This is a genomic window from Streptomyces sp. NPDC030820 (genome assembly GCF_055572075.1).
In genome coordinates this window covers 732,101-747,055 of sequence record NZ_JBVIEB010000003.1, presented here as the reverse complement: position 1 = coordinate 747,055, position 14,955 = coordinate 732,101, and the positions used below count along the sequence as shown (strand labels likewise).

Annotated in this window: 13 protein-coding genes and 2 pseudogenes; 5 read left to right on the top strand and 10 right to left on the bottom strand. The window is 70.3% G+C overall.

Going from position 1 to position 14,955, the window contains the following annotated elements; all coding sequences use genetic code 11:
* Position 1 precedes the first annotated feature (1 nt).
* Complete coding sequence (locus ACZ418_RS11765; protein ID WP_468360681.1) at positions 2-976, top strand: pyridoxal-phosphate dependent enzyme; 975 nt, start codon at positions 2-4, stop codon at positions 974-976.
* Between the two features lie 79 nt (positions 977-1,055).
* Here ACZ418_RS11765 and ACZ418_RS11760 read toward each other — a convergent pair whose 3' ends face one another.
* Positions 1,056-1,460, bottom strand: coding sequence for a cupin domain-containing protein (locus ACZ418_RS11760; RefSeq protein ID WP_468360678.1), 405 nt, complete (start codon positions 1,458-1,460; stop codon positions 1,056-1,058).
* Between the two features lie 364 nt (positions 1,461-1,824).
* Here ACZ418_RS11760 and ACZ418_RS11755 point away from each other — a divergent pair, with 364 nt between their 5' ends.
* Together ACZ418_RS11755 and ACZ418_RS11750 are read left to right on the top strand one after the other, a co-directional pair.
* Positions 1,825-2,391: a GNAT family N-acetyltransferase gene (locus tag ACZ418_RS11755; RefSeq protein WP_468360675.1), complete on the top strand. Its 567-nt coding sequence runs from the start codon at positions 1,825-1,827 to the stop codon at positions 2,389-2,391.
* A gap of 145 nt (positions 2,392-2,536) precedes the next feature.
* Positions 2,537-3,502, top strand: a complete 966-nt coding sequence (locus tag ACZ418_RS11750) for a pirin family protein (RefSeq protein ID WP_468360672.1) — start codon at positions 2,537-2,539, stop codon at positions 3,500-3,502.
* A gap of 618 nt (positions 3,503-4,120) precedes the next feature.
* Here the strand turns inward: ACZ418_RS11750 and ACZ418_RS11745 are convergent.
* The 4 genes and pseudogenes from ACZ418_RS11745 to ACZ418_RS11730 form a co-directional block, all read right to left on the bottom strand.
* Positions 4,121-4,516: a DUF2267 domain-containing protein gene (locus tag ACZ418_RS11745; protein ID WP_468360669.1), complete on the bottom strand. Its 396-nt coding sequence runs from the start codon at positions 4,514-4,516 to the stop codon at positions 4,121-4,123.
* 10 nt (positions 4,517-4,526) lie between these two features.
* A pseudogene (locus ACZ418_RS11740) lies at positions 4,527-5,675 on the bottom strand (SpoIIE family protein phosphatase); the annotation flags it as partial.
* A 93-nt stretch (positions 5,676-5,768) separates the two neighbouring features.
* A pseudogene (locus ACZ418_RS11735) lies at positions 5,769-6,041 on the bottom strand (PAS domain-containing protein); the annotation flags it as partial.
* 6 nt (positions 6,042-6,047) lie between these two features.
* The gene (locus tag ACZ418_RS11730; RefSeq protein ID WP_468360666.1) at positions 6,048-6,494 is read right to left on the bottom strand and encodes an STAS domain-containing protein; all 447 of its coding nucleotides are present in this window, start codon (positions 6,492-6,494) and stop codon (positions 6,048-6,050) included.
* Between the two features lie 222 nt (positions 6,495-6,716).
* On the opposite strand from ACZ418_RS11730, the gene ACZ418_RS11725 reads away from it, so the two are divergent.
* On the top strand, positions 6,717-8,153 hold the full coding sequence (locus tag ACZ418_RS11725) for a lipase maturation factor family protein (RefSeq protein ID WP_468360663.1): 1,437 nt from the start codon (positions 6,717-6,719) through the stop codon (positions 8,151-8,153).
* Between the two features lie 496 nt (positions 8,154-8,649).
* Here the strand turns inward: ACZ418_RS11725 and groL are convergent, their stop codons facing one another.
* Entirely contained in the window at positions 8,650-10,269 is a 1,620-nt protein-coding gene (groL, locus tag ACZ418_RS11720) for a chaperonin GroEL (protein ID WP_468360661.1), read from the bottom strand.
* A 728-nt stretch (positions 10,270-10,997) separates the two neighbouring features.
* Between groL and ACZ418_RS11715 the strand changes: the two genes are divergently transcribed.
* A complete protein-coding gene (locus tag ACZ418_RS11715) occupies positions 10,998-11,627 on the top strand; it encodes a pyridoxamine 5'-phosphate oxidase family protein (RefSeq protein ID WP_468360658.1) in 630 nt (209 codons plus the stop codon).
* Here the strand turns inward: ACZ418_RS11715 and ACZ418_RS11710 are convergent.
* The 4 genes from ACZ418_RS11710 to ACZ418_RS11695 all read right to left on the bottom strand — a co-directional run bounded on the left by ACZ418_RS11710 (position 11,591) and on the right by ACZ418_RS11695 (position 14,914).
* Positions 11,591-12,007: a DUF2267 domain-containing protein gene (locus ACZ418_RS11710; RefSeq protein WP_468360655.1), complete on the bottom strand. Its 417-nt coding sequence runs from the start codon at positions 12,005-12,007 to the stop codon at positions 11,591-11,593. The two genes, ACZ418_RS11715 and ACZ418_RS11710, sit on opposite strands and share 37 nt — an antisense overlap.
* 86 nt (positions 12,008-12,093) lie before the next feature.
* The gene (gene grpE / locus ACZ418_RS11705) at positions 12,094-12,639 is read right to left on the bottom strand and encodes a nucleotide exchange factor GrpE (RefSeq protein WP_468360652.1); all 546 of its coding nucleotides are present in this window, start codon (positions 12,637-12,639) and stop codon (positions 12,094-12,096) included.
* Between the two features lie 2 nt (positions 12,640-12,641).
* Positions 12,642-14,510, bottom strand: a complete 1,869-nt coding sequence (gene dnaK, locus ACZ418_RS11700) for a molecular chaperone DnaK (RefSeq protein ID WP_468360649.1) — start codon at positions 14,508-14,510, stop codon at positions 12,642-12,644.
* Positions 14,511-14,548: 38 nt separating this feature from the next.
* Entirely contained in the window at positions 14,549-14,914 is a 366-nt protein-coding gene (locus ACZ418_RS11695; RefSeq protein ID WP_468360646.1) for a J domain-containing protein, read from the bottom strand.
* Positions 14,915-14,955 lie beyond the last annotated feature (41 nt).

The window sequence follows — 14,955 nt, the reverse complement described above, 5'->3', positions numbered from 1 at the left end:
CATGAGCCACTCCCCCGTACCGCTCGGCACCTTCCCCACCCCCGTCGAACCGGCGCCCCGGCTCGGTGCGGCGCTCGGGCTCGGGCCCGCGGACCTGTGGATCAAACGGGACGACCTGACCGGTCTGGGCGGCGGCGGCAACAAGATCCGCAAACTGGAGTGGACCGTGGGCGCGGCACTCGCCGAGGGCGCGGACACGCTCGTGACCACGGGCGCCCCGCAGAGCAACCACGCCCGGCTGACCGCCGCCGCGGCCGCCCGGCTGGGCCTGTCCGCCGTCCTCGTGCTGCGCGGCGAGCCGGGCGCCTCCCGGTCCGGGAACCTCGCGCTGGACGGGCTGTTCGGGGCGCGGATCGCGTGGGCGGGCGAGGTGGACCAGGCCGGGCTGGACGCCGCGGCGGCCGAGGTGTGCGCGCGGCTGCGTGGGGGCGGTGCCCGGCCCGCGCTGATCCCGTTCGGCGGGTCGGGGGTGCCGGGCGCCCGGGGCTATGTGCGTTGCGGCGAGGAACTGGACGAGCAGGTGCCTGAGCTGCGCACGGTGGTGGTCGCGCTCGGTTCGGGCGGCACCATGGCCGGCCTGGTCGCGGCCCTGGGCGCCGGCTCGGTGCTCGGCGTCGACGTGGGCGCGCTGGCCGACCCGGCCGCGGCCGTCGCCGAGTTCGCGGCACCGCTCTCGACCGGGGAGATCACGCCGGAGGGGCTGCGGGTGCGCCGCGACCAGGTGGGCGCCGGGTACGCGACGCTGACCGGCCCGGTGACCGAGGCGCTCCGGCTCGCCGCCCGCACCGAGGGCCTGGTCCTCGACCCCATCTACACGGGCCGGGCCCTGGCCGGACTCCGGGCCGCCGTCCGCGACGGTGACGTCCGGCCCGGCGAGAAGACGGTGTTCCTCCACACCGGCGGCCTGCCCGGCCTGTTCGGCCACCCGGACGCGGTCGCCTTCGCGGAGGAGGGAGCGGCGGCCTTCGACGGGTGACGCCAAAGGACCGTACTGCCCTGGACATGCGACCGGGTCGCACGCCGTGCGACCCGGTTCCACAGGGGCAGCCCCTCTTTCAGCCCTTCGCGTACTCCTTCGCCATGGTCCCGGCGAAGTCGTAGACCACGACCTGCTCGTCCCCGACGACCCAGGCGTCGTGGCCGGGCCCGCACACGAACACGTCTCCGGGGCCGACCTCGCGCTCGCCGCCGTCGTCCATACGGAGATGCATTCGTCCCTGCACCACATAGCCGTTGTGGTGGACCATGCAGCTCTCGGTGCCCGCGATCGGCCCCACCGACTCCGACCAGCGCCAACCGGGTTCGAAGGTGGCCACGGCGAAGTCCAACCCGGTCAGATGGAGGGCTTCGAGGTGGCCGCGGGGGAAGTCGCGCGCGGACCGGGGCCGGGGCCGGCCACTGTTCCCGGCAGCCTCGGTCGCCACCGGCGCTGCGGCGGCGGCCGCGCCCCATGGCTCCATGGTCGGCCCCGCGCTTCGGTGCCGCCATTCGGCTGAGGAGCCAGGGTGCCCCTGCCCCACCTGACGCCTCCATGGCCCCTAGGCCCCGGCAGCCCCGACTGCCCCAGCTGCCCCAACTGCCCCGGATGAGGCCTCCCTCTCCAAGACCCGTCGCCTCACGCCGGGCGATGACGGGGGCCGTTCGCTCGGCATGGCGTACGGCGAACAGGGCGCCGGCATGGGCGAGATCCCGGCGCCGACGGGCGGGCGGTCCGGCAGTGGTTCATGGAGCTGGACGGGGCCCTCACGGCACCCGGGGAAGGGTCCGCCCGTAGGCTGGCCAACCAGATGTCCCACCCGATCACCCGATCACCCGAAGGCGACCATGTACGCGACCTCCCTCGGTGCCGACGGCGCCGAGCTGTGTCCCCTCCAGCCCTGGCAGGCCGAGGAGTTCCTCGCCCATGTGGACCGCGGCCGGGAGTTCATCGGACGGTTCAACGGTCTCCCGGACGTGGTCACGGACCTGGCGGCCGCCCGGGAGTTCCTGACGGCGTACGCCGGGAAGGAGGCGGCCGACGCGGGCCTCATCCGGGGGATCCGGCTCGACCGCACGCTGGTCGGAGCGGTGATCCTGCGCCGGATGGACGTCCCTCAGGGCACGGCGGAGGCAGGCTGCTGGCTGGAACCGGCAGCGGTGGGCCGGGGGTTGGTGACCAGGGCCGCCCGTGTGCTCATCGACTGGGCGATCCGGGAGCGGGGCATCCACCGGGTGGAGTGGTGGGTGTCGGCGGGGAACATCCCCAGCATCGGGGTCGCCCGGCGGCTGGGCATGCGCAAGGAGGCCGTCCTCCGGGAGAGTTACCTGTACCGGGGCGAGCGACACGACGAGGAGATCTGGTCGGTGCTGGCGTCGGACTGGACGGGGGGTAGACGGGCCGACGGCGTGTGACCGGCCCCCGTCGCCGGCGGCGGTCGCCGTCCAGGTCGGATCATCTGCGTTGCCCCCGAATGCACGTCAGTTGATTGACCGAACAAAGGAGAATGCCGGTTTCCGCGCTCACCGGTACACCGCCCGCACCGCTAAGTTGTCCGCCATGAGCAACCTTGACCGCGCACCCGTGCCCAGCGTCTGCGGCGGCCGCGGATTCGTCGTGGCCGAGCCCGTCCGCGAACTGCTGAGCCCCCGTCAGGTGCGGCTGGGCGAGTCGACCGAGGTGCGCCGGCTGCTGCCGAACCTCGGCCGCCGCATGATCGGCGCGTGGGCCTTCGTCGACCACTACGGCCCGGACGACATCGCCGACGAACCCGGCATGCAGGTTCCGCCGCATCCGCACATCGGGCTGCAGACGGTCAGCTGGCTGCACGAGGGCGAGGTGCTGCACCGCGACTCGACGGGCAGCCTGCAGACGATCCGGCCCAGGCAGCTGGGCCTGATGACCTCGGGCCGCGGGATCAGCCACTCCGAGGAGAGCCCGCGCCCGCACGCCCGATTCCTGCACGGCGCCCAGCTGTGGGTCGCGCTGCCCGACGAACACCGCCACGCCGACCCGCAGTTCGAGCACCACCCGGACCTGCCCACGGTCACCGCGCCCGGCCTGACCGCCACGGTGATCCTCGGCGACCTCGACGGCTCCGCTTCACCCGGTACGACGTACACCCCGATCATCGGCGCCGATGTCGCCCTCGCCCGGGGCGCCGACGTACGGCTGCCCCTGGAGCCCGACTTCGAGTACGGCGTGCTGGCCATGTCCGGCGAGGTCCACGTGGACGGCGTGCCGGTGCCCCCCGGCTCGCTGCTCTACCTCGGCTGCGGCCGCTCCGAACTCCCGCTGCGCGCCGAGTCGGACGCCGGAATCATGCTGCTGGGCGGCGAGCCGTTCGCGGAGGAGCTGATCATGTGGTGGAACTTCGTCGCCCGCTCCCAGGAGGAAATCGTACAGGCTCGCGAGGACTGGATGAAGGGGGCTCGATTCGGCGAGGTGAAGGGGTACGACGGATCTCCGCTGCCAGCACCCGAACTGCCGCCGGTGCCGTTGAAACCACGCGGAAGGGCGCGCTGACCTGGGAGTATCCGGTCTTCCGGTCAGGTAGGTTCGAGACGATCTCGCCGCCCGCCTCGCAAAGAGTATCTGTGGCGGCTAGGCCGTCGGATGCTGCCGCACGGACACCTCCGAGGGCATCCCGCGTTTCCGACGTGTGGGCATCTGAAGGCCGCTTTGGCCGGACGAATGCTGACCCAATGCTGACTTTACTGACAGGTAGGCAGGGCAGGGTCAAGCTGTGTGGTCGTCGCGTGGAGCCCGGCCTCGCGGATAGGTCGACTGCATGGCGCTGTCAGCCGATGCTGCCCTCGGGAGCCGATTGACCCTGGGGGCCAGTGATCGCATGCCGAACGCCCGGGTCGTTGTGAGAACCCCTTAGGGACTGCCATGTACACGAGCTTGCCCTCGTTCAGGGCACGAACCCATACAGGGAGCTGGGCCTTGTCCGGCACGGCCTTGATGACGTTCGCGTTCTTCCACCCCTCTGGCGACGGTCACCTGGCCCGCGTTGCCCGGATGTCTCTGACTGGTTGAGCAGGCGTATCACGTTGTCGGCATCCCGGGAGCCGCCTGGACGCCGTTCCCCCGAGTCTGTCATTCCGGCGTCCGCCGGTTCCGGCTGACGACCGGTGGTGGTCAGCTCGGTCGCGGGTGGCCGAAGAGCAGGTCGTAGCCGGGCGGGAGCTGGAACAGGATGTGGTTCATCAGGTCCTCGCCCGCGATGTCGGCCACGACGCTGAGTACGGCGCTGACGTCCCATGTGGCGGTCTTCTCCGTGGCGCCTTCGATCCAGGCTGCGGTCGCCCGGATGAACCTCTCGGGTGTCAGCGGTTCATGTGCTTGGAGCGGGTTGAGCAGGACATACGCCAGCGTCTCAGGAAGCCGGGCGGCCAACTCGGCGCGCACCTCGCCCACCAGGTGAGCGCCCAGCAGGGCCAGCACGACCCGGGAGGCCCGTTCCGCCTCCTCCTGCGACGGGTATTCTCCGCGTTCTTGGACTGCGGCGATGAAGGCGTTCCACTCGAGTCGCATGCTCTCCTCCCTAGGCGACCGGCACCGGCGGATGCCCGCTGGCGTCCTTGTCCGGGGCCGTGGTGGCGTGCAGCGGATGTTCTTGTTCGGTCCAGATGGTCTTTCCGCCGGGTGTGTGGCGGGTGCCCCACCGGTCGGAGAGCTGTCCGACGAGCAGCAGGCCGCGGCCGCCCTCGTCCAGGGTGTGGGCACGGCGCGGGTGGGGGGAGGTGCTGCTGGCGTCGGAGACCTCGCAGATCAGGCTGCCGTCGTGGATCAGGCGCAGCTCGATGGGGGCGCGGGCGTGACGGATGGCATTGGTGACCAGTTCACTGACGAGCAGTTCGGTGGTGGGCACCGCCTCGGACAGCCCCCACCGCCTGAGCTGGGCTGCGGCCTCGCGGCGGGCCTGTGCGACGGCGGCCGGGGCGGCGGGCACCTTCCAGGAGGCGACGTGCGCGGCGTCCAGCGCGTGGGTGCGGGCGATGAGGAGCGCCACGTCGTCGGCGTGCCCGTCGGGCAGCAGGGTCTGCAGGACGGTGTCGCACAGGGCGTCCAGAGAGGGCGCCGGCCGGGCGAGCGCCTCGCGCAGGGCCTTCATGCCCGCGTCGATGTCGCGGTCGCGGGCTTCGATCAGGCCGTCGCTGTACAGCGCGAGCAGGCTGCCTTCCGGCAGGGCGATGTCGACGGCGTCGAAGGGCGCGCCGCCCACCCCCAGCGGCGGTCCCGGTTCGACGTCGACGAAGGAGACGGTGCCATCCGGGGTGAGCACAGCGGGCGGCGGGTGGCCGGCGCTGGCCAGGGTGCAGTGGCAGGTGACCGGGTCGTACACCGCGTACAGGCAGGTCGCGCCGATCTCCCCGGCCATCTCGGTGCCGTCCCTGACTTCGTCGAGGATGAGGTCGTCGAGGTCGGACAGCAGCTCGTCCGGGGGCAGGTCGACATCGGCGAGGGTGCGCACGGCCGTGCGTAGCCGTCCCATGGCCGCGGAGGCGTTCAGGCCGTGGCCGACGACGTCGCCGACGACCAGTGCCATCCGTGCGCCGGACAGGGCGATGACGTCGAACCAGTCCCCGCCGACGCCGGCGTGGGGATCGGCGGGCAGGTAGCGGGCGGCTGTCTCCAGCGCCTGCTGGGCGGGGAGGTGGTGCTGCAGCAGGCTGCGCTGCAGTGCGAGGGCGGCGCCGTCGCTCTCCTGGGGCACGGGCGCCTGCAGGATCCACTGCACCTCGCCCTTGCCGTTCAGCAGCGGGCATGCTCGTAGTTCGGCCTCGATCGTGCGGCCGGCCTGGTCGCGCAGCAGGACCCGGCCGATCCATGCCTGCCGGTCGGCCAGGTGCCGTCGTGCGGAGTCGGGCAGCCCGTCCTCGAGCAGTTCGGCGGCCGCGCGGCCCACGATGTCCTCGGGGCTGTAGCCCAGCAGGGCCTGGGCGCCGGGGCTCCAGGCGGTGACCGTTCCTCGGGCGTCGACGGCGGCGGCCGCCAGCTCGGTGGCCGGGACGAAGCCGTCCCCGCTGCTCGGGCGGAATCCGGCGTACCTGATCACCTCCGCTCACCCCCTGCCGTCCGCTTCGCGCTGGTCGCGGTTGCCGCCTGGTGCCGCAGTCACCGTGCCCGACGACCGGGCCGTCGGCGTGAGGGAAGAGGGCAGCGCCTCAGCCACGGTCGGGTGTACCGGTACGGCGTGCCGCAGGCCGGTGACGTCGAGCACGTGCAGCAACGGTCCTTCCGGGCACACCAGATGGAGCCGGCCGCCGTAGCAGGCGGCACGAAGGTGTGCACCGAACAGGGCGCCGAGCCCCATGGCGTCGCAGGCGGTCACGCGGGAGACGTCGATGACGAGCCGGGAGGGGTCGCTGCCGGGCATCGAGGTCACGAGCGTCAGATAGGCCCGCAGTTCCGCCCGCGTCGCCATGGACAGCTCTCCGGCCGCGTTCACGATCAGCCAGCCCCGCTCGGGGCGCCAGGACAGGGAAAGGGAGGCGTCACGCCGAGGCACTCTGACACCACCCCTTTCCGCAGTCCGGGCAGACCCCAGCGGTACGACCGGCGCCTTCCGGTGGGCGCCGGCTGGGTCGGCTGCCCGGCCCTCCTCTCACATCGCCAACAAGTCGGAGCAATCCAGATATTTGTGATAATTAGATAGGCCATGAACGGGGTAAATGTCAAGATGACGAGAAGAGGGTGTTAGCGCCAGGCGGATGTGCGGAGGCATGCCGTCATGGACTGGTTCACGGACCCTGACTACTGGCTGGGCCGGATGCTTTTCCAGCGCGGTCTGGCCGTGCTGTACTGCGTCGCGTTCGTCAGCTCGGCCCTGCAGTTCCGCGGGCTGATCGGGGAGCGGGGGCTGCTGCCGGTGCCGCGCTTCACCGCGCAGGTGGCGTTCAGGCGGGCTCCGAGTATCTTCCAGCTGCACTACTCGGACCGTTTCTTCGCCGCCATGGCCTGGACGGGCACCGCGGGATCCGCCGCGGTGGCGGCGGGGGTGCCGGACCGGCTGCCGCTGTGGGCGGCGATGGTGATGTGGGCGCTGCTGTGGGCGCTGTACCTGTCCATCGTCAACGTCGGGCAGACCTGGTACGGGTTCATGTGGGAATACCTGCTGCTGGAGGCCGGCTTCCTGGCGATCTTCCTCGGCAACGACGACGTCGCGCCGCCCGTGCTGGTGCGAGGGCTGCTGATCTGGCTGCTGTTCCGGCTTGAGTTCGGCGCCGGGCTGATCAAGCTGCGCGGCGATTCCTGCTGGCGGGATCTGACGTGCCTGTACTACCACCACGAGACCCAGCCGCTGCCCGGCCCGCTCAGCTGGTTCTTCCACCACCTCCCCAAGCCCGTCCATCGCGTGGAGGCGGTGGCCAACCACGTCGCACAACTCCTCGTGCCGTTTGCCCTGTTCGCGCCGCAGCCGGCGGCGAGCATCGCCGCCGGCTTGGTGATCATCACCCAGCTGTGGCTGGTCGCGTCCGGCAACTTCGCCTGGCTGAACTGGCTGACGATCGTGCTGGCGCTGTCCGCGATCGGCGGCTCGCAGGTCACCGGCGCGCTGGGTCCTGCGCCGCGTTTCGCCGCCGCACCGGTGTGGTTCGAAGGCCTCGTGCTGGCTGTCGCCGCCCTGGTGGTGGTGCTCAGCTACTGGCCGGTGCGTAACCTGCTCTCCCGCAGCCAGGTCATGAACGCGTCCTTCACTCCGCTGCACCTGGTCAACACCTACGGCGCGTTCGGCAGCGTGGGCCGCACCCGGTACGAGCTGATCGTCGAGGGCACCGACGAGCCGGAGATCACCGAAGAGACCGTGTGGCAGGAGTACGTCTTCAAGGGCAAGCCGGGCGGCATGCGGCGGCTTCCGCCGCAGGTGGCCCCGTACCACCTCAGGCTGGACTGGCTGATGTGGTTCGCCGCGCTCTCCCCTGTGTACGCGGCCGGCTGGCTCCCCGCCTTGCTCCTCGCCCTGTTGGAGAACAACCCGGCCGTGCTGAGTTTGCTGCACCGCAATCCCTTCCCGGGCTCGCCGCCTGCTGTCGTCCGGATCTGCCTGTACGAGTACCGGTTCACCAGCTGGTCGGAACTGCGCGCGAACAGTGCCTGGTGGAGCCGCACCTTCCTCGGCGAGTACGTGCCGGCCGTCGCCAAGCGGCAACCGGTATCCAGCGCATGAGGCCCGGGTTCCGCAGGAGACTCGGCCCTGGCTCGGCTTTCAGGATCATCGTGCAGCAGCCGACGTCGAGGACTTCGATGATGTCGCCGTGGGTGGTGTAGACAAGCCAGCACCATTCGCCGAATGCTGCGGCCAGACCGGAGACGTGTGCCTGCGGTGTCCTGGCAACGGCGTCGATGAGCGTAATGATCTCCTCGTGCGTATCGTTCGGGACGCCGAACAACACGCCGGCAGCGGGTTGGACCACTTCGACTCTCATGTCCCCCCTGCAGATGAACCGGAGCAGCGCCGGCGGCTCTCCTCTCCACCGCGTCTGGCCTACGGGCCACGATTCCTCCGGGCTCAGGAGAACGGCAACAGGCTGACCACACCTATTCCGGTCGGCTGCCGGTGCACGAGTCCCCCGGGGTTCCCATGCGCGCCACTTGGCGGGCGCCGGCGGTCTGCTGTTGCGGCCACCGGCGCCCGCCTCGGTCCGGCTCCGGGCCCGCGGCGATCAGAATTCGGCGCCGGCCCCGGCGGCCGCCGGTTCCTTTTCCTCGGGCTTGTCGGCGATGACGGCCTCCGTGGTGAGGAACAGCGCGGCGATGGAAGCGGCGTTCTGCAGCGCGGAGCGGGTCACCTTCGCCGGGTCGATGATGCCCGCGGCCAGCATGTCCACGTACTCGCCGGTCGCGGCGTTCAGACCGTGGCCGACGGGCAGCGTCCGCACCTTCTCCACCACGACACCGCCCTCCAGGCCGGCGTTGCGGGCGATCTGCTGCAGCGGGGCGGTCAGCGCGCGGCGGACCATCTCCACACCGGTCCGCTCCTCGTCGTCCACCTCCAGCTTCTCGAACGCCTTCTCGGACGCCTGCAGCAGGGCCACGCCGCCACCGGCGACGATGCCCTCCTCGACGGCGGCCTTCGCGTTGCGGACGGCGTCCTCGATGCGGTGCTTGCGCTCCTTGAGCTCCACCTCGGTGGCGGCGCCAGCCTTGATCACGGCCACGCCGCCGGCGAGCTTGGCCAAGCGCTCCTGCAGCTTCTCGCGGTCGTAGTCGGAGTCCGAGCGTTCGATCTCGGCGCGGATCTGCTTGACCCTGCCCTCGATCGCGCTGCCGTCGCCGGCGCCCTCCACGATGGTGGTGTCGTCCTTGGTGACGACCACCTTGCGGGCCCGGCCCAGCACGTCCAGGCCAGCGTGCTCCAGCTTCAGGCCGACCTCGTCGGACACGACCGTGGCACCGGTGAGCACGGCCATGTCGCCGAGCATCGCCTTGCGGCGGTCGCCGAAGCCCGGGGCCTTGACGGCGACGGACTTGAAGGTGCCACGGATCTTGTTGACGACCAGGGTCGCCAGCGCCTCGCCCTCCACGTCCTCGGCGATCACCAGCAGCGGCCGGCTCTCCCGCATCACCTGCTCCAGGAGCGGCAGCAGATCCTTCACCGCAGTGACCTTGGAGCCGACCAGCAGGATGTACGGGTCCTCCAGGACCGCTTCCATGCGTTCGGCGTCGGTGACGAAGTACGGCGAGATGTAGCCCTTGTCGAAGCGCATACCCTCGGTGAGCTCCAGCTCCAGGCCGAAGGTGTTGGACTCCTCGACGGTGATGACGCCTTCCTTGCCGACCTTGTCCATGGCCTCGGCGATCAGCTCACCGATCGCCCGGTCCCCGCCCGCAGACACCGCGGCCGTGTTGGCGATCTCCTCCTTGGTCTCCAGCTCCTTGGCCTGCTCCAGCACGGCCGCGGAGACGGCCTCGACGGCCTTCTCGATACCGCGCTTGAGAGCCATCGGGTTGGCACCGGCGGCGACGTTGCGCAGCCCCTCCTTGACCAGGGCCTGGGCGAGCACGGTCGCGGTGGTCGTACCGTCACCGGCGACGTCGTCCGTCTTCTTGGCGACTTCCTTGACCAGCTCGGCGCCGATCTTCTCGTACGGGTCCTGAAGCTCGATCTCCTTGGCGATGGAGACACCATCGTTGGTGATCGTGGGGGCGCCCCACTTCTTGTCCAGGACCACGTTGCGGCCCTTGGGGCCGAGCGTCACCTTTACGGCGTCCGCGAGCTGGTTCATGCCGCGCTCCAGAGCGCGGCGCGCCTCCTCCTCATAAGCGATGATCTTCGCAGTCATCGGTACGGTCTCCTCCGCATCGAATTCTTGAGACGATGACGGTGGCCCGGGGTGACGCCCGCGACGTTCACCCGCGCGCCGGAGGTTTCCCTCACGGCCGCACGAGCACGTCACCCGACCCGCCGTTAGCACTCTCACTGCGAGAGTGCTAATCCCTCGTTTAGCACTTCGGCTCGCTCGGGGGCAAGTGGCCGCCTCGGATGGCTGCGGCCCGTCAACGCCGTTGCGCATCCGAGAGGGCCTGGCAGGGGTGCCGGGATGAAGCGGATTCCTCGGGGGTGGAACCGGTCCGGTGACCTCAAGGTGGCCGGGCGGAGCAGACGGTCGCCGAGGCGGTAGCCGGTACGCGTCGCGGTGTGCCTGCTGTTGCCGGAGGGTGTACTGCCTCCGCGGCGCGGCCGGAACAGCGAGCACGCGAGGCCGCTCCCCGGGAAGCACGCCGCGACACGGAGGCCACGGGGAAGTGCTGTCACAACTCCTGCCCCGACCGCGCCCAGGCAGTGCGCCCGGGCCAGTTAATCCCGCAGATTCCTTCTGAGAAGCGAGTTCCCAACCGCGTGACACGTGGCCTCGCCGCAGCCGATTCTGACGGAACCCCTGGGCGTCAAGGCCCGGCTCCCGCTCGGGTGCTGTCGTGCGGATTCCGGGGGATCCTCGCACCGGCCACTGATAGCGAACCGTCGTCTACGCTCGACCTGTTCACGTACCAATGGGAGGGGGTGAGGTCCGTGCTGCTCACAGATCTGGTCGAGGTGACGTCACCGGACGAGCTGGGGGAACTGCTCGGCGAGCCGACACCGGGCGCGCGGGTCAAGGTCCGGCGGAGCCTGCACGAGCACGACCGCCAGTGGCTGGCCGCGTCGCCGCTGTGCATGGTGGCGACCTCGGGCGCCGACGGCAGCTGCGACGCGTCACCGAAGGGTGACCCGGCCGGGTTCACGCTCGTGCTCGACGACACGACGATCGCGATCCCCGAACGTCCCGGGAACCGCCGGGCCGACGGCTTCCGCAACATCCTGGCCAATCCCCACGTGGGGCTGCTCTACCTGATCCCCGGCCGCCCCGACACGCTGCGCATCAACGGCCGCGCGCGCATCCTGCGCGATGCGCCCTTCTTCGACGACATGGTCGTGAAGGGGAATCGTCCACAGCTGGCCCTGCTCGTCGAGATCGACCAGGTCTTCTACCACTGCCCGAGAGCCCTGCTGCGCGGCGGAGTCTGGCAGCCGGAGACCTGGCGGCCGGAAGCGGCGCCGTCCCGCGCGGTACTCGCGAAGGCGCACGATCGCCGTTCGGAGAGCGTGGAGGAACTGGAGGCGTACTACGGCTCGCAGTACCTGGAGCGCCTGTACCAGTAACCGATCGTGTCAGAAGCGGTATGTCCGGCCCGGGATGCGCAGACTGTGTTGGCCACTCCCTGGCCGAGCGGCGGTGGCGGTCTCCACGCCGACAGTGTGGCCGTATCCGGGGGTGCCCCGGATCCTGGTTTCAGCCGGCCAGGTCGGCTTTGCCGAACAGGACGGCGTAGCCGGAGGGGAGCTGGCTGATGATCTGGTTCAGCATCCACCAGCGCCTGTCCGAGCGGTCCGGGCAGCTGGGAGGCAAGATCATCGACCTCGCCGGGGCTGATGCGCTGGGCCAGCACGCTCAGCACCGCTTCGGTGACCTTCGCGGCTTCGTCCTGGCTGTCGTATTCGCCGAGCTCACGTACGCGAGCGAGGAACTCATGGTGCTGCATCGTCTCGTCACCTCCGCTTGCCGGCAATCTCAGGGCGTCCAATGCGGATGCCCTCTTCCCCCGGTACCCAGGTAGGGGCAAGCCTGTCAGCTCCGCGAGACGGGCAACGGCGGCTTGCCTGCCGGGGCGGATGCATCCCGTACGCCGCACTCCGGCGTCGATGCGCTCCTCGCGGGCGGGGCCGGCCCGGTGACCTCCACGGTGGCCGGGCGCAGCAGGCTCTCTCCAAGACGGTAGCCGGGACGCAGGACCGCCGAGCACACCAGGCGGTCCGCATCGGGGACAACATGGTGCGTCAGAGCGTCGTGGCAGGCCGGGTCGAACCGATCGCCCACCTCACCGAACGACATGACGCCCAGCGAGCCGAGCTGCTCCTGCAGGCTGTCGGCGATGTCCCTCAGACCGGGCGTGAGCGGCTCGTTGGCACACGCCCGGTCGACGGCGTCCAGCACGGGCAGCAGCGCCTTGAGCACGTTGGCCACCGCGATCTCGCGCACGGCCAGGCGGTCCCGCCGCACCCGCTTGCGGTAGTTGTCGTACTCGGCCTTGATCCGCTGCAGGTCGGCGGTCCGCTCCTGAACCAGGCGCCGCAGCTGCTCAAGTTCGGTGCTCTGCGGACCGCTCCTGGTCATCGTCAGCCAGCCTCCGGCTTGTCGTCGTCGACGATCTCTGCGTCCACCACTTCATCCTCAGGCCCACCGGCCGCACCGCCCGGGGACGCCCCGGCCGCACCCGCCGGTTGCTCGGCCCGAGACTTCTCGTACAGAGCCGTGCCGATCTTCTGCGCGGCCTGCGCGGTACGGTCGATCGCCTGCCGGATTGCCGCCGTGTCCGCACCCTCCTCCTTCAGCTTCTCCTTCAGGTCGGTCAGCGCCGTCTCCGTCTCGGACTTGGCGTCCGCCGGGATGTTCTCCGCGTTGTCCTTGAGGAGCTTCTCGGTCGAGTAGACGAGTTGCTCGCCCTGGTTGCGGGTCTCCGCCGCCTCACGCCGCTTGCGGTCCTCCTCGGCGTGCTGCTCGGCCTCCCGGACCATGCGGTCGATGTCGTCCTTGGGCAGCGCCGAGCCGCCCGTGACGGTCATCTTCTGCTCCTTGCCGGTGCCCAGGTCCTTCGCCGAGACGTGCATGATTCCGTTGGCGTCGATGTCGAAGGCGACCTCGATCTGCGGCACCCCGCGCGGCGCCGGGGGCAGGCCGGTCAGCTCGAACATGCCGAGCTTCTTGTTGTACGCCGCGATCTCCCGCTCGCCCTGGTAGACCTGCACGGTCACCGACGGCTGGTTGTCCTCGGCGGTGGTGAAGATCTCCGAACGGCGGGTGGGGATCGTGGTGTTGCGCTCGATGAGCTTGGTCATGATGCCGCCCTTGGTCTCGATGCCCAGGGACAGCGGGGTCACGTCGAGCAGCAGGACGTCCTTGACCTCGCCCTTGAGGACACCCGCCTGCAGGCTCGCGCCGACGGCCACGACCTCGTCCGGGTTGACACCCTTGTGCGGGTCCTTGCCGGTCAGCTCCTTCACCAGCTCGGTCACCGCCGGCATACGGGTCGAGCCGCCCACCAGGACGACGTGGTCGATGTCGGAGACCTTGATCCCGGCATCCTTGATCGCATTGTGGAACGGCGCCTTGCACCGCTCCAGCAGATCCGACGTCAGCTGCTCGAACTGGGCGCGGGTCAGCTTCTCGTCCAGATGCAGCGGCCCTTCGGCCGAGGCGGTGATGTAGGGCAGGTTGATGGTCGTCTCGGTGGACGACGACAGCTCGACCTTCGCCTTTTCCGCCGCCTCCCTGAGGCGCTGCACGGCCATCTTGTCCTTGGCCAGGTCCACGCCGTAGTGGTTCTTGAACTGCGTGACCAGGTGGTCGACGATCCGCTGGTCCCAGTCGTCACCGCCCAGGTGGGTGTCGCCGTTGGTGGCCTTCACCTCGATGACGCCCTCGCCCATCTCCAGCAGCGACACGTCGAAGGTGCCGCCGCCCAGATCGAAGACGAGGACCGTCTGGTCGTTCTCCTTGTCCAGGCCGTAGGCCAGTGCAGCGGCCGTCGGCTCGTTGATGATCCGCAGCACGTTCAGGCCCGCGATCTCCCCGGCCTCCTTGGTCGCCTGCCGCTGAGCGTCGTCGAAGTACGCGGGCACGGTGACCACGGCATCGGTGACGTCCTCACCCAGGTACGCCTCCGCGTCCCGCTTGAGCTTCTGCAGCACGCGCGCGGAGATCTCCTGCGCGGTGTACCGCTTGCCGTCGACGTCCCCGTGCTCCGGGAACCGCCAGGCGTGGTCGCCCATGTGCCGCTTGACGGAGCGTGCCGTGCGCTCCACGTTCGTCACGGCCTGCCGCTTGGCGACCTCGCCGACCAGCACCTCGCCGTTCTTGGAGAACGCCACCACCGACGGGGTCGTCCGCGCGCCTTCCGCGTTGGTGATGACGCTGGGCTCGCCGCCCTCCAGGACCGAGACCACCGAGTTCGTCGTACCCAGGTCGATACCAACCGCACGTGCCATCTGTGCTCCCCCTCCTCGTCCTCACCTCGTTCTTCGTCTCACCGGCCGGGAATCCACCGGACCGGACCCGCACGCAGCGGCGGCTCGGGACGGACATCCCCGAGCACCACGAGGTAACGCGGCGCCGGCCGGACCGGCCGCGCGACGACAGGGCCGGGGTCGTATGCCCGCTCGGCCGTCCGCTGGTAGGTCTGGTCGTACGCCGCGCGCAGGACCGGATCGCGGAGCGTCTCGTACGCCGACCGCACCTCGCCGAACCGTTCGGCGGTGACCGCATCCACGCGGGTGTCGGGGCGCAGCTCCCGCACCCGGGCGCGGAAGGCAGAGGTGATCACCTCGGCTGTCGCCGAGGGCTCCACTCCCAGCACCGCATACAGGTCTCCACCCTGGTCCCGCGTCGGCATCCCGCCACCTCCTCGCCCACTGCGAGCTGCGACTTCACCCT

Coding starts and splice junctions, on each gene's coding strand:
- ACZ418_RS11765 (WP_468360681.1), top strand. CDS start 2: ATGAGCCACTCCCCCGTACCGCTCGGCACCTTCCCCACCCCCGTCGAA.
- ACZ418_RS11760 (WP_468360678.1), bottom strand. CDS start 1,460: ATGGAGCCATGGGGCGCGGCCGCCGCCGCAGCGCCGGTGGCGACCGAG.
- ACZ418_RS11755 (WP_468360675.1), top strand. CDS start 1,825: ATGTACGCGACCTCCCTCGGTGCCGACGGCGCCGAGCTGTGTCCCCTC.
- ACZ418_RS11750 (WP_468360672.1), top strand. CDS start 2,537: ATGAGCAACCTTGACCGCGCACCCGTGCCCAGCGTCTGCGGCGGCCGC.
- ACZ418_RS11745 (WP_468360669.1), bottom strand. CDS start 4,516: ATGCGACTCGAGTGGAACGCCTTCATCGCCGCAGTCCAAGAACGCGGA.
- ACZ418_RS11725 (WP_468360663.1), top strand. CDS start 6,717: ATGGACTGGTTCACGGACCCTGACTACTGGCTGGGCCGGATGCTTTTC.
- groL (WP_468360661.1), bottom strand. CDS start 10,269: ATGACTGCGAAGATCATCGCTTATGAGGAGGAGGCGCGCCGCGCTCTG.
- ACZ418_RS11710 (WP_468360655.1), bottom strand. CDS start 12,007: ATGCAGCACCATGAGTTCCTCGCTCGCGTACGTGAGCTCGGCGAATAC.
- grpE (WP_468360652.1), bottom strand. CDS start 12,639: ATGACCAGGAGCGGTCCGCAGAGCACCGAACTTGAGCAGCTGCGGCGC.
- dnaK (WP_468360649.1), bottom strand. CDS start 14,510: ATGGCACGTGCGGTTGGTATCGACCTGGGTACGACGAACTCGGTGGTC.
- ACZ418_RS11695 (WP_468360646.1), bottom strand. CDS start 14,914: ATGCCGACGCGGGACCAGGGTGGAGACCTGTATGCGGTGCTGGGAGTG.